Here is a 19,192-nt window from a genome sequence, read left to right as displayed (position 1 = left end):
CATTAATGTATAATATTTCTATCTAGGTGCGGTCGGGGGGATCGAAGTGAATCTAAACAACAGCAAGGGTAAGTCCATCAGAGAGCAATTTTGCCAGTTGGAAGATGAACAAGTCATTGAAAGGGTTCATGTCGGAGATAGTGATGCGCTAGATTATTTAATAACGAAATACCGCAATTTTGTACGTGCGAAAGCAAGATCTTATTTCTTGATAGGAGCGGATCGAGAGGACATTGTCCAAGAGGGAATGATCGGACTTTATAAGTCTATCCGCGATTTCAGAGAGGACAAGCTTACTTCATTTAAGGCTTTTGCAGAATTATGTATTACCCGCCAAATTATCACCGCAATTAAAACAGCTACTCGCCAAAAACATATCCCGTTAAATTCCTATGTATCATTAGACAAGCCGATCTACGATGAAGAATCGGACAGAACATTATTGGATGTCATTTCCGGTGCTAAAGCGCTTAACCCAGAAGACTTAATCATTAGCAAAGAAGAATTTGATGATATCGAAATGAAGATGGGTGAACTGCTAAGCGAGCTGGAAAGAAAGGTACTTGTGCTTTATCTTGATGGCAGATCCTATCAAGAGATTTCTGAAGATTTAAACCGTCACGTGAAATCAATTGATAACGCACTCCAAAGAGTAAAGAGAAAATTAGAGAAATATTTAGAGCTTCGCGAGATTAGTCTCTAATCAAACCTATATTGACAGCTTTTTCGACACTGTGATAAGGTACTAATGAAATGATGTCGAGAAAATAGGTGTAAATATGAGGAAAAAGATTACTCTAGCCTGTAAAGACTGCGGAAGCCGCAATTATACGACAATGAAAAGTGTTGCTTCAGCAGCTGAAAGATTAGAAGTTAAGAAATATTGCAAGACTTGTAATTCACATAAAACACATTTAGAAACAAAGTAAGATTTGCGTTCTTTAATCTGTGGAGGTCTTTTACATGCGTATTATCAGTTTCTTAAAAAGTGTCGGAAAAGAAATGAAAAAGGTCAGCTGGCCAAAGAAGAACGAAATGGTCCGCTACACAATCACTGTTATTTTAACAGTCGTATTCTTTGCCATCTTTTTCTCTTTTCTTGATATAGGAATCTCACAATTAATCGAATTAATTCATTAATACTTGAATAATGGTCTGCTGAACGTGCTATAATAGATCATAATATGACTTGCCAAAAAACCCGTTTTACGGGTTTTTTCAATTGCTTGAAAATATTTACCGGTACTCGAGATTCGTCAAATAGACATTATGAAATGTGGGGAGGGAAGGACTAAATAGTCCTGAACGAAAATGGAAAAGAATTGGTATGTTGTGCATACGTACTCTGGCTATGAAAACAAAGTAAAAGCGAACTTGGAAAAGCGTGTTGAATCAATGGGCATGCAGGATAAAATCTTCCGCGTAGTCGTACCAGAAGAAGAAGAAACAGATATTAAAAATGGTAAGAAAAAAGTTGTCAAAAAGAAAGTATTCCCTGGCTATGTCTTAGTGGAAATTGTGATGACTGACGACTCTTGGTATGTCGTTCGTAATACACCAGGTGTCACTGGATTCGTTGGATCAGCTGGATCAGGCTCAAAGCCGACAGCGCTGCTGCCAGGCGAAGCTGAAACCATTCTGAAGAGAATGGGTCTTGAAGAACGCAAAACAGAAATCGACTTTGAACTGAAAGAAACAGTTAAGGTCATCGATGGACCGTTTGCTAACTTCACTGGCTCTATTGAAGAAATTGATTACGATAAAAGCAAAGTCAAAGTATTCGTTAATATGTTTGGTAGAGAAACACCTGTTGAACTTGAGTTCACGCAGATCGATAAATTGTAATTCAAAAGAGCTTGAAATGAGTGTATAGAAGTGGTAATATAGCAAAGGTACGTCTTGAGTTCGCTCAAGATCGCTAGCTAGTTATTTCGTCATTCATATAAAGAATGAAGTTGTTGAGTGGGAGGGGGATTCCCCTATTACCACATCACGGACTTTAAGGAGGTGTGTCTCGTGGCTAAAAAAGTAGTTAAAGTTGTTAAATTGCAAATTCCTGCTGGAAAAGCTAACCCAGCTCCACCAGTTGGACCTGCACTAGGTCAAGCCGGTGTTAATATCATGGGATTCTGTAAGGAGTTTAACGCTCGTACAGCTGACCAAGCTGGTCTTATCATTCCTGTTGAAATTTCGGTTTTTGAAGACCGTTCATTTACATTTATTACTAAAACTCCACCTGCTGCAGTTTTACTTAAAAAAGCAGCTGGTATTGAGTCTGGTTCTGGTGAACCTAACCGTAATAAAGTGGCAACTGTTAAGCGTGATAAAGTACGCGAAATCGCGGAAACAAAAATGCCTGACTTAAACGCTGCTAGCGTTGAATCAGCTATGCGCATGGTTGAAGGTACTGCACGCAGTATGGGTATTGTCATCGAAGATTAATTTTTTGTCTTGTTGGGTTGCGAGTTTGGTTTTGACAAGTTCGCAACCCTTATTCGTGGGAGGTTATTCCGCTAAAACCACATAAGGAGGATTTTTATAATGGCTAAAAAAGGTAAAAAGTATGTAGAAGCTGCTAAGCTGATCGAACGTACTAAAGCGTATGATGTAGCTGAAGCTGTTTCTCTTACAAAAAAAGCAAATACAGCGAAATTTGATGCGACTGTAGAAGTTGCTTTTCGTTTGGGCGTAGACCCTCGTAAAAACGATCAACAAATCCGCGGTGCAGTTGTACTTCCTAACGGAACTGGTAAAACTCAACGCGTTCTTGTGTTCGCTAAAGGCGAAAAAGCAAAAGAAGCAGAAGCTGCTGGAGCAGACTACGTTGGAGATTCTGATTACATCACTAAAATCCAACAAGGCTGGTTCGATTTCGATGTAATCGTTGCGACACCTGACATGATGGGTGAAGTTGGTAAGATCGGTCGTGTACTTGGACCAAAAGGTCTTATGCCAAACCCTAAAACAGGAACTGTAACTTTCGAAGTTGAAAAAGCAATCAATGAAATCAAAGCTGGTAAAGTAGAATACCGCGTTGATAAAGCTGGTAACATCCACGCGCCAATCGGAAAGGTTTCTTTCGAGGACGAAAAGCTTGTTGAGAACTTTGCAACAATCTATGACACAATCCTTAAAGCAAAACCTGCAGCGGCTAAAGGTGTATACGTGAAAAACGTTTCTGTTACATCTACTATGGGCCCTGGCGTGAAAGTGGATCCATCTTCTTTCTCCGCAAAATAATTCTTGACTTATGACAACCATTTTGATAATATCAAAATGTTGTAAAATAGAATAATGTCCATTTATACCGTAGACAGCAGGGGCCTTATGGCTTAATTAACCCGCCGAGGTGTATATGTCACAGTCTTACGTTAACGTATGCTTGTATATACAGCCTCCATGTCTTAATGGAGGCTTTTTATATGGAGAACCGTTCGTTAGGAACGTGATGGCCTGATCGGTATAAGTGTTACACAAAGAATGTACAGGAGGTGTAACCATGAGCAATGCAATCGATACTAAAAAAGTTGTCGTTGATGAAATTACTTCTAAATTTAAAGATAGTATGTCTACTGTCATTGTAGATTACCGCGGTCTTTCAGTTTCTGAAGTGACTGAACTTCGTAAACAGCTTCGTGAAGCTGGCGTAGAATTCAAAGTTTACAAAAACACTTTGACTCGCCGTGCAGTTGAACAAGTTGAACTAACGGGTTTAAACGATTTCTTAACAGGTCCAAACGCTATCGCATTCAGTAACGAAGATGTTATCGCACCTGCGAAAATCATCAACGAATTTGCGAAAAGCCACGAAGCTTTAGAAATCAAAGCTGGTGTCATCGAAGGAAACGTAGCGACTGTAGAAGAAGTGAAGGCTCTTGCGGAACTTCCGTCTCGCGAAGGCTTACTTTCTATGTTGCTTAGCGTTCTTCAAGCTCCAGTTCGTAACCTTGCTCTTGCTACTAAAGCAGTTGCAGAACAAAAAGAAGAACAAGGCGCTTAATGCCTACTTTACGTTTACGTAAAAAAACTTAAAATGGAGGAATTACAAATGGCTTTAAATATCGAAGAAATCATTGCTTCAGTTAAAGAAGCAACTGTACTTGAGTTAAACGACTTAGTAAAAGCAATCGAAGAAGAATTTGGCGTAACTGCTGCTGCTCCTGTAGCTGTAGCTGCTGGTGGCGGTGCTGCTGCTGAAGAAAAAACTGATTTTGATCTAGTACTTGCTGGTGCTGGAGACCAAAAAATCAAAGTTATCAAAGTGGTTCGTGAAATCACTGGTCTTGGCTTGAAAGAAGCTAAAGAACTTGTTGACAATACTCCAAAACCACTTAAAGAAGGTATTGCTAAAGAAGAAGCTGAAGAACTTAAAGCTAAGCTTGAAGAAGTTGGCGCTTCTGTAGAAGTTAAGTAATCTTCGCCTAATCTTTTGGGAAAGCTCGCTTTTACTGGCGGGCTTTTTCTTTTCTAATCTCCTGAAACGATTGAATCCAGAGGAGGTCCATTCACCATGAGTGACCACTATTATACGGAAAAGCCATCAGTGAAAAGCAATAAACAGACATGGGACTTCACCTTGAGAAACCGTACCTTTACTTTTACAAGTGACAGTGGAGTGTTTTCTAAGAAAGAAGTCGACTTTGGTTCAAGGCTTTTAATTGAAGCTTTCGAAGAACCTGACTTGGATGGCGATGTCTTAGATGTCGGTTGCGGTTATGGACCGATCGGCTTATCGTTAGCAAACGAAATGACTAGCCGTACCATTCATATGATTGATGTGAACGAAAGAGCAGTCGAACTTTCAAAGGAAAACGCTAAACATAATCGCATTGATAATGTCCGCATCTATCAAAGTGATTTGTTCTCGAATGTTCATTCCTCAGCTGCTTTTGCCTCTATACTGACCAATCCCCCAATACGGGCAGGGAAGAAAGTTGTACATGCGATCTTTGAAAAAAGTGCTGATCATTTATTGCCGGAAGGTGAGTTGTGGGTGGTTATTCAGAAAAAGCAAGGTGGACCATCTGCGATTGAAAAATTAGAGCAGCTCTTTGGAGAAGTCGAGGTTGTGCTGAAAAAAAAGGGCTACTATATAATCAAAGCTAAAAAAGTTTGACGCAGTTTCTTAGCTGTGTTAACATTATAAAATGCCAATGTGTATATTTTGCTTGATAGGCTTAAAAAACAACTATTTTGTATAAATTATGCATACTTGGGAAAACTAATAAAATCGGTATTTGTTTTTGGATGTGGTTTTCTTATTTTAGAAACCCTTTTTTCTTTTGTCTTGTAAAAGTATTTCTTTACTGACATTTGAAAGACAGAAATACTTTTTACACATATAATACGCATGATTTGAGGGGTGAATCAGTTGACAGGTCAACTAGTTCAGTATGGACGACACCGCCAGCGCAGAAGCTACGCACGCATAAGCGAAGTGTTAGAATTACCAAATCTCATTGAAATTCAAACCTCTTCTTATCAGTGGTTTCTTGATGAGGGTCTTAGAGAGATGTTTCAAGATATATCCCCAATTGAGGATTTTACTGGTAACCTTTCTCTTGAATTCATTGATTACAGCCTAGGGGATCCTAAGTATCCTGTAGCAGAATCAAAAGAACGTGATGTAACTTACTCTGCTCCACTAAGAGTAAAAGTTCGTTTAATTAACAAAGAAACTGGAGAAGTAAAAGACCAAGATGTGTTCATGGGGGATTTCCCAATCATGACAGACACAGGTACTTTTATCATTAATGGTGCGGAACGTGTAATCGTTTCTCAGTTAGTGCGTTCTCCAAGTGTATATTTCAGTGGTAAAGTAGACAAAAACGGTAAAAAAGGTTTTACTGCGACTGTCATTCCAAACCGTGGCGCATGGTTAGAATACGAAACTGATGCGAAGGATGTAGTCTATGTACGCATCGATCGCACACGTAAGTTGCCGGTTACGGTTCTTTTGCGTGCTCTCGGCTTCAGCTCTGATCAAGAGATTCTTGACCTCATTGGCGAGAATGAATACTTACGCAATACGCTGGAAAAAGACAATACAGAGAATGCAGATAAAGCACTTCTCGAAATCTACGAGCGCCTCCGTCCTGGAGAGCCGCCAACTGTTGAAAATGCGAAAAGCTTGCTAGACTCTCGCTTCTTCGATCCGAAGAGATATGACTTAGCAAATGTTGGACGCTACAAGATTAATAAGAAGCTTCATATTAAAAATAGACTGTTCAATCAAAAATTGGCTGAAACGTTAGTTGACCCTGAAACAGGTGAGATTCTAGCAGAAAAAGGTCAAATTTTAGACAGAAGAGTTCTTGATAAAGTTCTTCCATACTTAGAAAACGGCATCGGATTTAGAAAGCTTTATCCTAATGGTGGCGTAGTAGAAGATGAAGTAGAACTTCAATCTATTAAGATTTATGCACCGACTGATCAAGAAGGCGAGCAAGTGATCAACGTGATTGGAAATGCATATGTAGAGGAAGCTGTGAAAAACATCACGCCTTCTGACATCATTGCATCAATCAGTTACTTCTTCAACCTTCTTCATGGTGTAGGTGACACAGATGATATCGATCACCTTGGTAACCGTCGTCTGCGTTCTGTAGGTGAACTTCTGCAAAACCAATTCCGTATTGGTTTAAGCAGAATGGAGCGTGTTGTTCGTGAAAGAATGTCAATTCAAGACACAAACACGATCACACCTCAGCAGCTGATCAACATTCGTCCTGTGATCGCTTCTATCAAAGAGTTCTTTGGTAGTTCTCAGCTTTCTCAGTTCATGGATCAAACAAACCCGCTTGCTGAATTGACGCACAAACGTCGTCTGTCAGCGCTTGGGCCGGGTGGTTTGACACGTGAGCGTGCAGGAATGGAAGTTCGTGACGTTCACTACTCTCACTATGGACGTATGTGTCCGATTGAAACACCAGAGGGTCCAAACATTGGTTTGATCAACTCTCTATCTTCATTTGCAAAAGTGAATCGCTTCGGATTTATCGAAACACCTTACCGCCGGGTTGATCCTGAAACTGGTAAAGTGACACCGAGAATCGATTACTTAACAGCTGATGAAGAGGATAACTACGTAGTAGCACAAGCGAACGCTATATTAGGCGAAGATGGTTCGTTTATCGATGATAATATCATTGCTCGTTTCAGAGGGGAAAACACCGTTGTTCCTCGAAACCGCGTTGACTACATGGACGTTTCGCCTAAGCAGGTTGTTTCTGCAGCGACAGCATGTATCCCATTCTTAGAAAACGATGACTCTAACCGTGCTCTAATGGGAGCGAACATGCAGCGTCAGGCTGTGCCTTTGATGCAGCCAGAATCACCGATTGTTGGTACAGGTATGGAGTACGTATCAGGTAAAGACTCTGGTGCTGCTGTCATCTGCCGCTACCCAGGTGTTGTAGAACGTGTAGAAGCAAAAAATATTTGGGTTCGCCGTTATGAAGACGTTGACGGACAACAAGTCAAAGGAAACCTAGACAAATACAGCTTGCTGAAATTTGTCCGCTCTAACCAAGGGACTTGCTACAACCAGCGTCCTATCGTAAGTGTTGGAGATGAAGTCGTTAAAGGAGAAATCCTTGCAGACGGACCTTCTATGGAAAAAGGTGAATTGGCTCTAGGACGTAACGTTATGGTCGGATTCATGACTTGGGACGGTTACAACTACGAGGATGCGATCATCATGAGTGAGCGCCTTGTAAAAGATGACGTCTACACGTCTATTCATATTGAAGAATATGAATCAGAAGCTCGTGATACAAAGCTTGGACCAGAAGAAATCACTCGTGATATTCCAAACGTTGGGGAAGATGCTTTACGCAACCTCGATGAGCGCGGAATCATCCGTATTGGTGCAGAAGTAAAAGACGGAGACCTTCTTGTAGGAAAAGTAACGCCTAAAGGTGTAACTGAACTAACAGCTGAAGAACGTCTATTACATGCAATCTTCGGTGAAAAGGCTCGTGAAGTTCGTGATACGTCACTGCGTGTTCCACACGGCGGCGGCGGAATTATCCACGATGTAAAAGTCTTTAACCGTGAAGATGGAGATGAATTACCTCCAGGTGTAAACCAATTAGTCCGCGTATACATCGTTCAGAAGCGTAAGATTTCTGAAGGTGACAAAATGGCCGGACGACATGGTAACAAAGGGGTTATCTCTAAAATCCTTCCAGAAGAAGATATGCCTTATCTTCCAGACGGAACACCGATCGATATCATGTTGAACCCTCTAGGGGTACCATCTCGTATGAACATCGGTCAGGTACTTGAGCTTCATATGGGTATGGCTGCACGTTACCTTGGCATCCACATTGCGTCACCAGTATTTGATGGTGCGCGCGAGGAAGATGTTTGGGAAACGCTTGAAGAAGCAGGTATGTCCCGTGATGCGAAAACAGTCCTTTATGACGGTCGAACTGGTGAACCATTCGACAACCGTGTATCTGTCGGAATCATGTACATGATCAAACTGGCTCACATGGTTGACGATAAACTTCACGCTCGTTCAACTGGACCATACTCACTTGTTACGCAGCAGCCACTTGGCGGTAAAGCACAGTTTGGTGGTCAGCGTTTCGGAGAGATGGAAGTATGGGCACTTGAAGCTTACGGTGCAGCATATACACTTCAAGAGATCTTAACAGTTAAATCGGATGACGTTGTGGGTCGTGTGAAAACATACGAAGCCATCGTCAAAGGGGATAACGTACCTGAACCAGGTGTCCCTGAATCATTTAAAGTGTTAATCAAAGAACTTCAAAGTTTAGGTATGGATGTCAAAATCCTATCTGGCGATGAAGAAGAGATAGAAATGAGAGATTTAGAAGACGATGAGGAAACGAAGAAAGCAGACGGATTAGCGTTATCTAATGACGAAGATGCTGCAGACCTCGCACCTGTCGATCTTGAACGTGACGCAGTCACAAAAGAATAGCAGAAACGATTAGAGCAAGTGACTAGGGTATAACCCGAAGATTAAAAGGGAGGTAGGCCCCTTGCTAGATGTGAACAATTTTGAGTATATGAACATCGGTCTCGCATCACCTGATAAAATCCGTTCTTGGTCTTTTGGTGAAGTGAAAAAGCCTGAAACGATTAACTATCGTACACTGAAACCTGAAAAAGATGGTCTCTTTTGTGAACGTATCTTTGGACCGCAAAAAGACTGGGAATGTCATTGTGGGAAGTATAAACGCGTTCGGTATAAGGGTGTTGTATGTGACCGTTGTGGTGTAGAAGTAACACGGGCAAAAGTCCGTCGTGAGAGAATGGGGCATATCGAACTGGCTGCCCCAGTTTCCCACATTTGGTATTTCAAAGGTATCCCAAGCCGTATGGGTCTTGTTCTTGATATGTCACCACGTGCGTTAGAAGAAGTGATCTACTTCGCTTCTTACGTCGTGACAGATCCGGGCAACACACCGCTTGAGAAGAAACAACTTCTTTCTGAGAAAGAATTCCGTGCTTATTTAGATAAATATGGTAATACATTCCAAGCAGCTATGGGTGCAGAAGCAATCAACAAACTTCTTCAAGATATCGATCTTGTAAAAGAAGTAGATACACTGAAAGAAGAGCTGAAAACTGCTCAAGGACAGCGCCGTACACGTGCGATCAAACGCCTTGAAGTATTAGAAGCCTTCCGTAACTCAGGAAACAAACCATCTTGGATGATTCTTGATGTACTTCCGGTTATTCCGCCAGAATTACGCCCAATGGTTCAACTTGATGGTGGACGTTTTGCTACTTCTGACTTGAACGATCTTTATCGTCGTGTCATCAACCGTAACAATCGTCTGAAGCGTTTATTAGATCTTGGCGCGCCAAGCATCATCGTTCAGAACGAGAAGCGTATGCTTCAAGAAGCTGTCGATGCCTTGATTGATAATGGACGTAGAGGCCGACCAGTAACAGGACCTGGAAATAGACCATTGAAATCTCTCTCTCACATGCTGAAAGGGAAACAAGGACGTTTCCGTCAAAACTTGCTTGGTAAACGTGTTGACTATTCTGGACGTTCCGTTATCGTCGTAGGACCACATTTGAAAATGTATCAGTGTGGACTTCCGAAAGAAATGGCTCTTGAATTATTCAAACCATTCGTGATGAAGGAGCTTGTTGAAAAAGGATTAGCTCACAACATCAAGAGTGCGAAGCGTAAAATTGAGCGTGTGCAGCCGGAAGTATGGGATGTTTTAGAATCAGTTATTCGTGAGCATCCAGTCTTACTAAACCGTGCACCGACTCTTCACAGACTTGGTATTCAAGCGTTTGAACCTACACTTGTGGAAGGACGCGCAATTCGTCTTCATCCACTTGTATGTACAGCCTACAACGCTGACTTTGACGGTGACCAAATGGCGGTTCACGTACCATTATCTGCTGAAGCTCAAGCTGAAGCTCGTATCTTAATGCTTGCTGCTCAAAACATTTTGAACCCGAAAGATGGAAAACCAGTTGTTACGCCATCTCAGGATATGGTGCTTGGTAACTACTACCTTACACTTGAGCGCAAAGGTGCTATCGGAGAAGGTATGGTCTTCAAAGATACTGACGAAGCCCTTCTAGCTTATCAAAATGGTTATGTGCATCTTCATACACGTGTAGCTGTTGCAGCTAGCTCGTTGAAGAATGTGACATTCACTGATGAACAGCGTTCTAAATTGTTGATTACAACAGTTGGAAAACTGATCTTTAACGAAATCTTACCGGAATCATTCCCATACATGAATGAGCCGACAAAGAGCAATATTGAAGAAAAAACGCCTGATCGTTTCTTCCTTGAAAAAGGTGAGGATGTAAAAGCTGCGATCGAGAAACAAGAAATCAATGCGCCGTTCAAAAAAGGTATTTTAGGTAAAATCATTGCGGAAATCTTTAAGAGATTCCATATCACTGAGACATCTAAAATGCTTGACCGCATGAAAAATCTTGGTTTCAGATACTCTACTAAAGCCGGTATTACGGTTGGTGTGTCTGATATCGTCGTACTAGATGATAAACAGAAGATCCTTGAAGAAGCACAAGCAAAAGTAGATAACGTCATGAAGCAATTCAGACGTGGTTTGATTACTGAAGAAGAGCGTTATGAGAGAGTTATTTCAATCTGGAGTTCTTCTAAAGATGTCATCCAAGGTAAACTGATGAAGTCCCTTGATGAAGTCAACCCAATCTACATGATGAGTGACTCTGGAGCGCGTGGTAACGCATCTAACTTCACTCAGCTGGCTGGTATGCGTGGTCTGATGGCCAACCCGGCTGGACGTATCATTGAACTTCCGATTAAATCTAGTTTCCGTGAAGGTTTAACCGTATTGGAATACTTTATTTCCACTCACGGTGCGCGTAAAGGTCTTGCCGATACAGCCCTTAAAACAGCTGACTCAGGTTACCTCACGCGTCGTCTCGTTGACGTTGCACAGGATGTCATCATCCGTGAAACAGATTGCGGTACAGACCGTGGAATCTTGGCGAAGTCCATTAAAGAAGGAAATGAAATTATTGAGAAACTTGAAGAACGTCTGATCGGGCGTTTTGCAAGAAAACCAATTGTTCATCCTGAAACAGGCGAAGTCATCGTAGCCGAAAACGAACTAATTGATGAAGATAAAGCACTTGAAGTAGTTGAAGCAGGAATTGAGGAAGTATGGATCCGTTCTGCATTTACATGTAACACGCCTCATGGTGTATGTAAACGATGCTACGGCCGTAACCTTGCAACTGGTACTGACGTTGAAGTCGGTGAAGCAGTTGGAATCATCGCTGCACAATCAATCGGTGAGCCAGGAACACAGCTTACAATGCGTACGTTCCACACCGGTGGGGTAGCAGGAGACGATATCACACAAGGTCTACCTCGTATCCAAGAGCTATTTGAAGCGCGTAATCCGAAAGGGCAAGCGACAATTTCTGAAATTGATGGTGTCGTTGCTGAAATTAACGATGTTCGTGACAAGCAGCAGGAAATTGTGGTTCAAGGCGAAGTTGAAACTCGTTCTTATACAGCTCCTTACAATGCACGTCTGAAAGTTGTTGAAGGTGACACAGTTACTCGTGGTCAAGTACTTACAGAAGGTTCGATCGATCCGAAAGAACTTCTTAAAGTGACTGACATGACAGCTGTTCAAGAATATCTGCTTCATGAAGTGCAAAAAGTATACCGTATGCAAGGGGTAGAAATCGGAGATAAGCACGTAGAGGTAATGGTTCGCCAAATGCTTCGTAAAGTGCGTGTCGCTGATGCAGGGGATACAGATGTATTACCAGGCACACTTCTTGATGTACATCAATTCACTGAAGCGAACAAAAAAGTACTATTCGAAGGCAAACGTCCTGCAACAGGCCGTCCAGTTCTTCTTGGTATTACAAAAGCTTCACTTGAAACAGACTCATTCTTGTCTGCGGCATCCTTCCAAGAAACGACTCGTGTCCTAACAGATGCGGCGATCAAAGGAAAACGTGATGAACTGCTTGGCTTGAAAGAGAATGTTATCATTGGTAAACTTGTTCCTGCTGGAACGGGAATGCCAAACTACCGTAAAGTTAAGCCGGTTTCGCAAGTGCAGCCGTCTGACGACATGGTTCCTGTAGAGTAATCTTTCTCGTGAGATTCCTATAAAATCATCAAAAAATGGTGAAGGATGTCAAGATAATCTGTCATACGATATTGACATCCTTCTGCCATGATGATAATATAACCAAGGTGCTCAAAATAAAACCTGTTACTTTGGAGGATATTCGATGTCTTATGATAAAGTATCACAGGCTCAATCCATTATTATTGGTACGAAGCAAACAGTAAAAGCTCTGAAACGAGATTCAGTTAAGGAAGTCGTCGTAGCGAATGATGCTGATCCTGCTTTAACCGCTAGTGTATTGAAACTAGCGCAAGAGAAGGGTGTAGACATCTTAGTGGTAGATTCCATGAAAAAGCTCGGCAAGGCCTGCGGAATTGAAGTTGGGGCAGCAGCTGTTGCCATTATGTTATAGCGTACTTGTTTTGTTTTTGCATGTATAAAATGCAAAAGCATTGTTTTTTGCCTTTTGATGAACCACCTGGGTATGTGGGTTATAAAAAAAGTAATGAAGGGAGGAATAACAACATGCCTACAATTAATCAGCTAATACGCAAAGGACGCGTGAGTAAAGTTGAAAACTCAAAGTCACCTGCACTTAACAAAGGATACAACAGTTTCAAAAAAGAGCACACTAACGTAACATCTCCACAGAAGCGCGGGGTTTGTACTCGTGTCGGTACAATGACACCGAAAAAACCAAACTCAGCACTACGTAAATATGCTCGTGTACGTTTGTCTAACCTGATTGAGGTAACAGCTTACATTCCTGGTATCGGACATAACCTACAAGAGCACAGTGTAGTACTTATCCGTGGCGGACGTGTAAAAGACTTACCGGGTGTACGTTACCACATCGTTCGTGGTGCGCTTGATACTGCCGGAGTTGACGGTCGTATGCAAGGACGTTCTAAATACGGAACAAAACGCCCTAAACAAAGCAAATAATACAAACAAACATAAGGGTTTTTAGAAGTTGATATCAGATCAGTGGAGTCAGGTAACTGACAATGATATTGAGATGAGAGACAGATAGAAATCCTTTTAAAAGAGAAGGGAGGCTATTCAGATGCCACGTAAAGGTCCTGTAGCAAAAAGAGACGTATTGCCAGATCCAATTTACAATTCTAAACTTGTATCTCGTTTGATCAACAAAATGATGATCGACGGTAAAAGAGGAAAGTCACAAACAATCCTCTACAAGTCTTTTGATATCATCAAAGAACGTACTGGTAATGAAGCGATGGAGGTTTTCGAACAAGCCTTGAAAAACATCATGCCAGTTCTTGAAGTTAAAGCACGTCGTGTAGGTGGAGCTAACTACCAAGTTCCTGTAGAAGTTCGCCCAGACCGTCGTACTACTTTAGGTCTTCGCTGGTTAGTAAACTATGCTCGTCTTCGTGGAGAAAAAACGATGGAAGAGCGTCTTGCTAACGAAATCCTTGACGCAGCTAACAACACTGGTGCTGCTGTTAAGAAACGTGAAGATACACACAAAATGGCAGAAGCGAACAAAGCATTCGCTCACTACCGCTGGTAGGATTTATACCAAACTAAAAAAACTATTCCCTAATGAGGAAGGAGAAATTACCCAATGGCAAGAGAGTTCTCCTTAGACAAAACTCGTAATATTGGTATCATGGCTCACATCGATGCCGGTAAAACGACAACGACTGAGCGTATCTTGTACTACACTGGTCGTATCCATAAAATTGGTGAAACTCACGAAGGAGCTTCACAAATGGACTGGATGGAGCAGGAGCAAGAACGTGGTATTACAATCACTTCTGCTGCTACTACAGCACAATGGAAGGGTTACCGTGTAAACATCATCGATACACCAGGACACGTAGACTTCACTGTTGAAGTTGAACGTTCTTTACGTGTACTTGATGGTGCGGTTGCTGTTCTTGATGCACAATCAGGTGTAGAGCCACAAACTGAAACAGTTTGGCGCCAAGCAACAACTTACGGAGTACCTCGTATCGTATTCGTTAACAAAATGGATAAAACCGGTGCGGACTTCCTTTACTCTGTAAGCACATTAAGAGATCGTCTTCAAGCGAACGCTCATGCAATTCAATTGCCGATCGGCGCTGAAGATCAATTCGAAGGAATCATCGACCTTGTAGAAAACGTAGCATACTTCTACGAAGATGACCTTGGAACTCGCTCTGATGCTAAAGAAATCCCTGCTGAGTATAAAGACAAAGCTGAAGAGCTTCGCAACAGCCTAATTGAAGCTGTCGCTGAGCTTGATGAAGAGCTTATGGAAAAATACCTTGAGGGTGAAGAAATCACAATTCCTGAATTGAAAGCTGCAATCCGTAAAGGAACGTTGAATGTTGAATTCTACCCAGTTCTAGTTGGATCTGCTTTCAAAAACAAAGGTGTTCAGCTTGTACTTGACGCTGTGCTTGACTACCTTCCTGCACCAACTGATGTTGCTGCAATCAAAGGTATCCTGCCAGATTCAAATGAAGAGGTTGTTCGTGAGTCTACTGATGACGCACCATTTGCAGCTCTTGCATTTAAAGTTATGACTGACCCTTATGTTGGGAAACTAACTTTCTTCCGCGTATACTCTGGAACACTTGATTCTGGTTCATACGTGAAGAACTCTTCTAAGAACAAGCGTGAACGTGTGGGACGTATCCTTCAAATGCACGCAAACAGCCGTGAAGAAATCTCTACTGTATACGCAGGGGATATCGCAGCAGCTGTAGGTCTTAAAGATACATCTACTGGTGACACTCTTTGTGACGAGAAAGATCTTGTTATCCTTGAGTCTATGGAATTCCCAGAGCCAGTTATCGATGTAGCTATCGAGCCTAAATCAAAGGCTGACCAAGATAAAATGGGTATCGCTTTAGCTAAACTAGCTGAAGAGGATCCAACATTCCGTACACAAACAAACCCTGAAACTGGTCAAACGATCATCTCTGGTATGGGTGAGCTTCACCTTGATATCATTGTTGACCGTATGAAGCGTGAGTTCAAGGTTGAAGCTAACGTAGGTGCTCCTCAAGTTGCGTACCGTGAAACATTCCGTTCTGGTGCAAAAGTTGAAGGTAAATTCGTACGTCAGTCTGGTGGACGCGGTCAGTTCGGACACGTTTGGATCGAATTCGAACCAAACGAAGAAGGCGCAGGCTTCGAATTTGAAAATGCAATCGTCGGTGGGGTTGTTCCGCGTGAATACATCCCAGCAATTCAAGCAGGTCTTGAAGATTCACTTGAAAATGGTGTATTAGCTGGATTCCCATTAATCGACATCAAAGCAAAATTATTTGATGGATCTTACCACGATGTTGACTCGAACGAAATGGCGTTCAAAATTGCTGCTTCTATGGCTTTGAAAAATGCTGTCAGCAAATGTAACCCAGTTCTACTTGAGCCAATGATGAAAGTGGAAGTCGTTATCCCTGAAGAATACATGGGAGACATCATGGGTGATATCACATCTCGTCGTGGACGTGTAGAAGGTATGGAAGCTCGCGGTAACGCTCAAGTTGTTCGCGCTATGGTTCCACTTTCTGAAATGTTCGGATATGCAACTGCACTCCGTTCTAACACACAAGGACGCGGTACTTTCACTATGCACATGGATCACTACGAAGAAGTGCCTAAGAGCATCAGTGAAGAAATCATCAAAAAAAATAAAGGTGAATAATTGATTTTGCCTTTAAACTAAAGTATAACTACTATTGAAGATCAGAAAGTGAGAGGTAACTCTTCACTTTCTATCACTCTATACCAAATACAATGAACCTTTAAGGAGGATTTTTAGAATGGCTAAAGAAAAATTCGACCGTTCCAAATCGCATGCTAACATTGGTACAATTGGACACGTTGACCATGGTAAAACAACTCTAACTGCTGCTATCTCAACAGTTCTTCATAAGAAATCTGGTAAAGGTACAGCTATGGCTTATGACCAAATCGATGGTGCTCCAGAAGAGCGCGAGCGTGGAATCACAATCTCAACTGCACACGTTGAGTATGAAACTGAATCTCGTCACTATGCACACGTAGACTGCCCAGGACACGCTGACTATGTTAAAAACATGATCACTGGTGCTGCTCAAATGGACGGCGCGATCTTAGTAGTATCTGCTGCTGACGGTCCAATGCCACAAACACGTGAGCACATCCTACTTTCTCGTAACGTAGGTGTACCATACATCGTAGTATTCCTTAACAAATGTGACATGGTTGACGATGAAGAGTTACTTGAACTTGTTGAAATGGAAGTTCGTGACCTTCTTTCTGACTATGACTTCCCTGGTGACGATGTACCAGTTATCAAAGGTTCTGCTCTTAAAGCTCTTGAAGGAGATGCTGATTACGAAGCAAAAATCTTTGAACTTATGGATGCGGTTGATGAGTACATCCCAACTCCAGAGCGTGACACTGAGAAGCCATTCATGATGCCAGTTGAGGACGTATTCTCAATCACTGGTCGTGGAACAGTTGCTACTGGTCGTGTTGAGCGTGGACAAGTTAAAGTCGGTGACGAAGTTGAAATCATCGGTCTTCAAGAAGAAAACGGTAAAACAACTGTTACAGGTGTTGAAATGTTCCGTAAACTTCTTGACTATGCTGAAGCTGGTGACAACATCGGTGCACTACTTCGTGGTGTATCTCGTGAAGATATCCAACGTGGTCAAGTACTTGCTAAACCAGGTACAATCACTCCACATAGCCGTTTCAAAGCTGAAGTTTATGTACTTTCTAAAGAAGAGGGTGGACGTCATACTCCATTCTTCGCTAACTACCGTCCGCAGTTCTACTTCCGTACAACTGACGTAACTGGTATCGTACATCTTCCAGAAGGTACTGAAATGGTAATGCCTGGCGATAACACTGAGATGGAAGTTGAACTTATCTCTACTATCGCTATCGAAGAAGGAACTCGTTTCTCTATCCGTGAGGGTGGACGTACTGTAGGTTCTGGCGTCGTTTCAACTATCATTAAGTAATAAACATACAAAAGAGACTCCTTGCAAAAGGGTCTCTTTTTTTGCTTTTCCAGATCAGAACGGCTACTATAAGCTATAGAATCTAAATGGAACCGAGAGGATCGCTGGAATGGCAAAGACATATTTGAAAAAATGGTTGATCGGCGGGGTTGACCAATGGATTATGATGAAAGAAGACCAAGCGAGTGAATCGAAGCCTGTACTTTTATTTTTACACGGCGGGCCCGGCTCGGCTCAAATCAGTTATATTGATTCCTTTCACGAGGAACTTGATCAGGACTTTACAGTTGTGCATTGGGATCAGCGAGGTGCAGGACTTTCTTATCAAGAGAATCTTCCCGATGGATCGATGACCATTCAGCAATTTATTGAAGACACGATTGAACTGACTGAGAAGATCCTATCTTATTTAGGTCATTCAAAATTGTATATTGCGGGATACTCGTGGGGATCATTAATTGCCATACAAGCAGTACATAAGCGTCCAGATCTATATCATGCTTATTATGGGATTAGTCAGGTAGTAGATGTGTTAAAGGAAGATATCGTATCGTACGAGCTCCTTTTGAAGAAATACCATCGCAATCGGCTGTTTACTGGGTGTCTGCGATTACTGACTCCTCCTCCATGGAAACGGATATCAGCTCATGCCTTGTTTTCACTATATAAAGAATTCGCAAGCGTGGGTCTCACACATAGATGGAAGCCGGTTTTTCAAATGCTAAAAGGGTTTCTTTTTAGTAAGCAATATCAGCTGAAAGATAAATGGAAGTTCATTAAAGGGCAGAAGTTTAGTCAAGACAAGCTATGGGATCAGCTAATGAATGAGAGTATTCAATACCGAGTTTCTACTATATTAATACCGTGCTACTTTCTCATTGGCGACCACGACATGATTACACCAGCTGCTGTATCAAAACCATATGTTGATCAATTAAAAGCTCCACTCAAAGAATGGTTTACCTTTAAAGAATCTGCACATTCCCCGCATATCGAAGAGCCAGATGAATTTATACGCATCATAAGAAAGACTGCTATACATCATCTTCAGGGAAAGCTTGATTTATAGGCTGAATCCCTGTATAATATGAAAAGTGTGCAAATCATAAATTTATCCGATTTATTATTGCAACACGCAGGCCAATTTGGTACAATAGTGCATGTTGGTCTTTGACTGCGATGAAGTGAGAGGTTGCTGACACACCCGGCCGCTTTGCCATGGCAAGGTGATCAGGTTTTTCTCACGGAGAACTGTCTAACGTAAGTAGGCGAAAAGGAGGGAAAATAATGGCAAAACAAAAAATTCGTATTCGTTTAAAAGCATATGATCATAGAATTCTTGATCAATCTGCTGAGAAGATTGTTGAAACGGCTAAGCGTTCTGGTGCTAGTGTATCTGGTCCAATCCCGCTTCCAACTGAAAAATCAGTTTACACAATCCTTCGTGCGGTGCATAAGTACAAAGATTCTCGTGAGCAATTCGAGATGCGTACTCACAAACGTCTAATCGACATCGTGAATCCAACTCCACAAACAGTTGATGCACTTATGCGTTTAGATTTACCATCTGGTGTAGATATCGAAATCAAACTTTAATTCAAATAGAAAACACATATT

Annotated in this window: 18 protein-coding genes and 1 other annotated feature; all 18 genes read left to right on the top strand. The window is 41.8% G+C overall.

Annotation, left to right across the window (positions count from 1 at the left end; genetic code table 11):
* Positions 1–46: 46 nt before the first annotated feature.
* Positions 47–703, top strand: coding sequence for an RNA polymerase sporulation sigma factor SigH (sigH, locus tag NSS92_RS13705; protein ID WP_008345424.1), 657 nt, complete (start codon positions 47–49; stop codon positions 701–703).
* A 76-nt stretch (positions 704–779) separates the two neighbouring features.
* Complete coding sequence (gene rpmG, locus NSS92_RS13700; RefSeq protein ID WP_008356502.1) at positions 780–929, top strand: 50S ribosomal protein L33; 150 nt, start codon at positions 780–782, stop codon at positions 927–929.
* Positions 930–963: 34 nt separating this feature from the next.
* Complete coding sequence (gene secE / locus NSS92_RS13695) at positions 964–1,140, top strand: preprotein translocase subunit SecE (protein ID WP_008345422.1); 177 nt, start codon at positions 964–966, stop codon at positions 1,138–1,140.
* A 171-nt stretch (positions 1,141–1,311) separates the two neighbouring features.
* A complete protein-coding gene (gene nusG / locus NSS92_RS13690; protein WP_003217197.1) occupies positions 1,312–1,845 on the top strand; it encodes a transcription termination/antitermination protein NusG in 534 nt (177 codons plus the stop codon).
* A gap of 171 nt (positions 1,846–2,016) precedes the next feature.
* Positions 2,017–2,442: a 50S ribosomal protein L11 gene (gene rplK, locus NSS92_RS13685; protein ID WP_003216956.1), complete on the top strand. Its 426-nt coding sequence runs from the start codon at positions 2,017–2,019 to the stop codon at positions 2,440–2,442.
* A 99-nt stretch (positions 2,443–2,541) separates the two neighbouring features.
* Positions 2,542–3,240 carry a 50S ribosomal protein L1 gene (gene rplA, locus NSS92_RS13680; protein ID WP_003217271.1) on the top strand — a complete coding sequence of 233 codons (699 nt, stop codon included), beginning with the start codon at positions 2,542–2,544 and terminating at the stop codon, positions 3,238–3,240.
* A 49-nt stretch (positions 3,241–3,289) separates the two neighbouring features.
* Positions 3,290–3,430: a sequence feature (ribosomal protein L10 leader region), on the top strand.
* 69 nt (positions 3,431–3,499) lie between these two features.
* On the top strand, positions 3,500–4,000 hold the full coding sequence (gene rplJ, locus NSS92_RS13675) for a 50S ribosomal protein L10 (protein ID WP_041084739.1): 501 nt from the start codon (positions 3,500–3,502) through the stop codon (positions 3,998–4,000).
* 48 nt (positions 4,001–4,048) lie between these two features.
* Positions 4,049–4,414, top strand: coding sequence for a 50S ribosomal protein L7/L12 (gene rplL / locus NSS92_RS13670; protein ID WP_008345418.1), 366 nt, complete (start codon positions 4,049–4,051; stop codon positions 4,412–4,414).
* A 96-nt stretch (positions 4,415–4,510) separates the two neighbouring features.
* The gene (locus NSS92_RS13665; RefSeq protein ID WP_024425591.1) at positions 4,511–5,116 is read left to right on the top strand and encodes a class I SAM-dependent methyltransferase; all 606 of its coding nucleotides are present in this window, start codon (positions 4,511–4,513) and stop codon (positions 5,114–5,116) included.
* Between the two features lie 255 nt (positions 5,117–5,371).
* Positions 5,372–8,953, top strand: coding sequence for a DNA-directed RNA polymerase subunit beta (gene rpoB / locus NSS92_RS13660; protein ID WP_007496297.1), 3,582 nt, complete (start codon positions 5,372–5,374; stop codon positions 8,951–8,953).
* A 61-nt stretch (positions 8,954–9,014) separates the two neighbouring features.
* Positions 9,015–12,614 carry a DNA-directed RNA polymerase subunit beta' gene (rpoC, locus tag NSS92_RS13655; protein WP_041115160.1) on the top strand — a complete coding sequence of 1,200 codons (3,600 nt, stop codon included), beginning with the start codon at positions 9,015–9,017 and terminating at the stop codon, positions 12,612–12,614.
* A gap of 145 nt (positions 12,615–12,759) precedes the next feature.
* Positions 12,760–13,008, top strand: a complete 249-nt coding sequence (locus tag NSS92_RS13650) for a 50S ribosomal protein L7ae-like protein (protein WP_340868619.1) — start codon at positions 12,760–12,762, stop codon at positions 13,006–13,008.
* Between the two features lie 113 nt (positions 13,009–13,121).
* Entirely contained in the window at positions 13,122–13,541 is a 420-nt protein-coding gene (rpsL, locus tag NSS92_RS13645) for a 30S ribosomal protein S12 (RefSeq protein ID WP_003216962.1), read from the top strand.
* A gap of 121 nt (positions 13,542–13,662) precedes the next feature.
* Positions 13,663–14,133: a 30S ribosomal protein S7 gene (gene rpsG / locus NSS92_RS13640; RefSeq protein ID WP_003216884.1), complete on the top strand. Its 471-nt coding sequence runs from the start codon at positions 13,663–13,665 to the stop codon at positions 14,131–14,133.
* Positions 14,134–14,187: 54 nt separating this feature from the next.
* Positions 14,188–16,266 carry an elongation factor G gene (gene fusA, locus NSS92_RS13635; RefSeq protein ID WP_267588125.1) on the top strand — a complete coding sequence of 693 codons (2,079 nt, stop codon included), beginning with the start codon at positions 14,188–14,190 and terminating at the stop codon, positions 16,264–16,266.
* 118 nt (positions 16,267–16,384) lie between these two features.
* Positions 16,385–17,575: an elongation factor Tu gene (gene tuf / locus NSS92_RS13630; RefSeq protein WP_047203802.1), complete on the top strand. Its 1,191-nt coding sequence runs from the start codon at positions 16,385–16,387 to the stop codon at positions 17,573–17,575.
* Positions 17,576–17,684: 109 nt separating this feature from the next.
* The gene (locus NSS92_RS13625; RefSeq protein WP_340868615.1) at positions 17,685–18,644 is read left to right on the top strand and encodes an alpha/beta fold hydrolase; all 960 of its coding nucleotides are present in this window, start codon (positions 17,685–17,687) and stop codon (positions 18,642–18,644) included.
* Positions 18,645–18,862: 218 nt separating this feature from the next.
* Complete coding sequence (gene rpsJ / locus NSS92_RS13620) at positions 18,863–19,171, top strand: 30S ribosomal protein S10 (protein WP_003156464.1); 309 nt, start codon at positions 18,863–18,865, stop codon at positions 19,169–19,171.
* Positions 19,172–19,192: the final 21 nt, after the last annotated feature.

This window comes from Bacillus sp. FSL M8-0166, assembly GCF_038008825.1.
GTDB classification, from domain to species: Bacteria; Bacillota; Bacilli; order Bacillales; family Bacillaceae; genus Bacillus; species Bacillus safensis.
Note: the sequence above shows the minus strand (reverse complement) of the source record. Positions and strands in the feature narration are given on the sequence as shown.

Excerpts from the sequence above, each read along its gene's own strand:
- rpmG (WP_008356502.1), top strand. The coding sequence starts at position 780 with ATGAGGAAAAAGATTACTCTAGCCTGTAAAGACTGCGGAAGCCGCAAT.
- secE (WP_008345422.1), top strand. The coding sequence starts at position 964 with ATGCGTATTATCAGTTTCTTAAAAAGTGTCGGAAAAGAAATGAAAAAG.
- nusG (WP_003217197.1), top strand. The coding sequence starts at position 1,312 with ATGGAAAAGAATTGGTATGTTGTGCATACGTACTCTGGCTATGAAAAC.
- rplA (WP_003217271.1), top strand. The coding sequence starts at position 2,542 with ATGGCTAAAAAAGGTAAAAAGTATGTAGAAGCTGCTAAGCTGATCGAA.
- rplJ (WP_041084739.1), top strand. The coding sequence starts at position 3,500 with ATGAGCAATGCAATCGATACTAAAAAAGTTGTCGTTGATGAAATTACT.
- rplL (WP_008345418.1), top strand. The coding sequence starts at position 4,049 with ATGGCTTTAAATATCGAAGAAATCATTGCTTCAGTTAAAGAAGCAACT.
- NSS92_RS13665 (WP_024425591.1), top strand. The coding sequence starts at position 4,511 with ATGAGTGACCACTATTATACGGAAAAGCCATCAGTGAAAAGCAATAAA.
- NSS92_RS13650 (WP_340868619.1), top strand. The coding sequence starts at position 12,760 with ATGTCTTATGATAAAGTATCACAGGCTCAATCCATTATTATTGGTACG.
- rpsL (WP_003216962.1), top strand. The coding sequence starts at position 13,122 with ATGCCTACAATTAATCAGCTAATACGCAAAGGACGCGTGAGTAAAGTT.
- rpsG (WP_003216884.1), top strand. The coding sequence starts at position 13,663 with ATGCCACGTAAAGGTCCTGTAGCAAAAAGAGACGTATTGCCAGATCCA.
- fusA (WP_267588125.1), top strand. The coding sequence starts at position 14,188 with ATGGCAAGAGAGTTCTCCTTAGACAAAACTCGTAATATTGGTATCATG.
- tuf (WP_047203802.1), top strand. The coding sequence starts at position 16,385 with ATGGCTAAAGAAAAATTCGACCGTTCCAAATCGCATGCTAACATTGGT.
- NSS92_RS13625 (WP_340868615.1), top strand. The coding sequence starts at position 17,685 with ATGGCAAAGACATATTTGAAAAAATGGTTGATCGGCGGGGTTGACCAA.
- rpsJ (WP_003156464.1), top strand. The coding sequence starts at position 18,863 with ATGGCAAAACAAAAAATTCGTATTCGTTTAAAAGCATATGATCATAGA.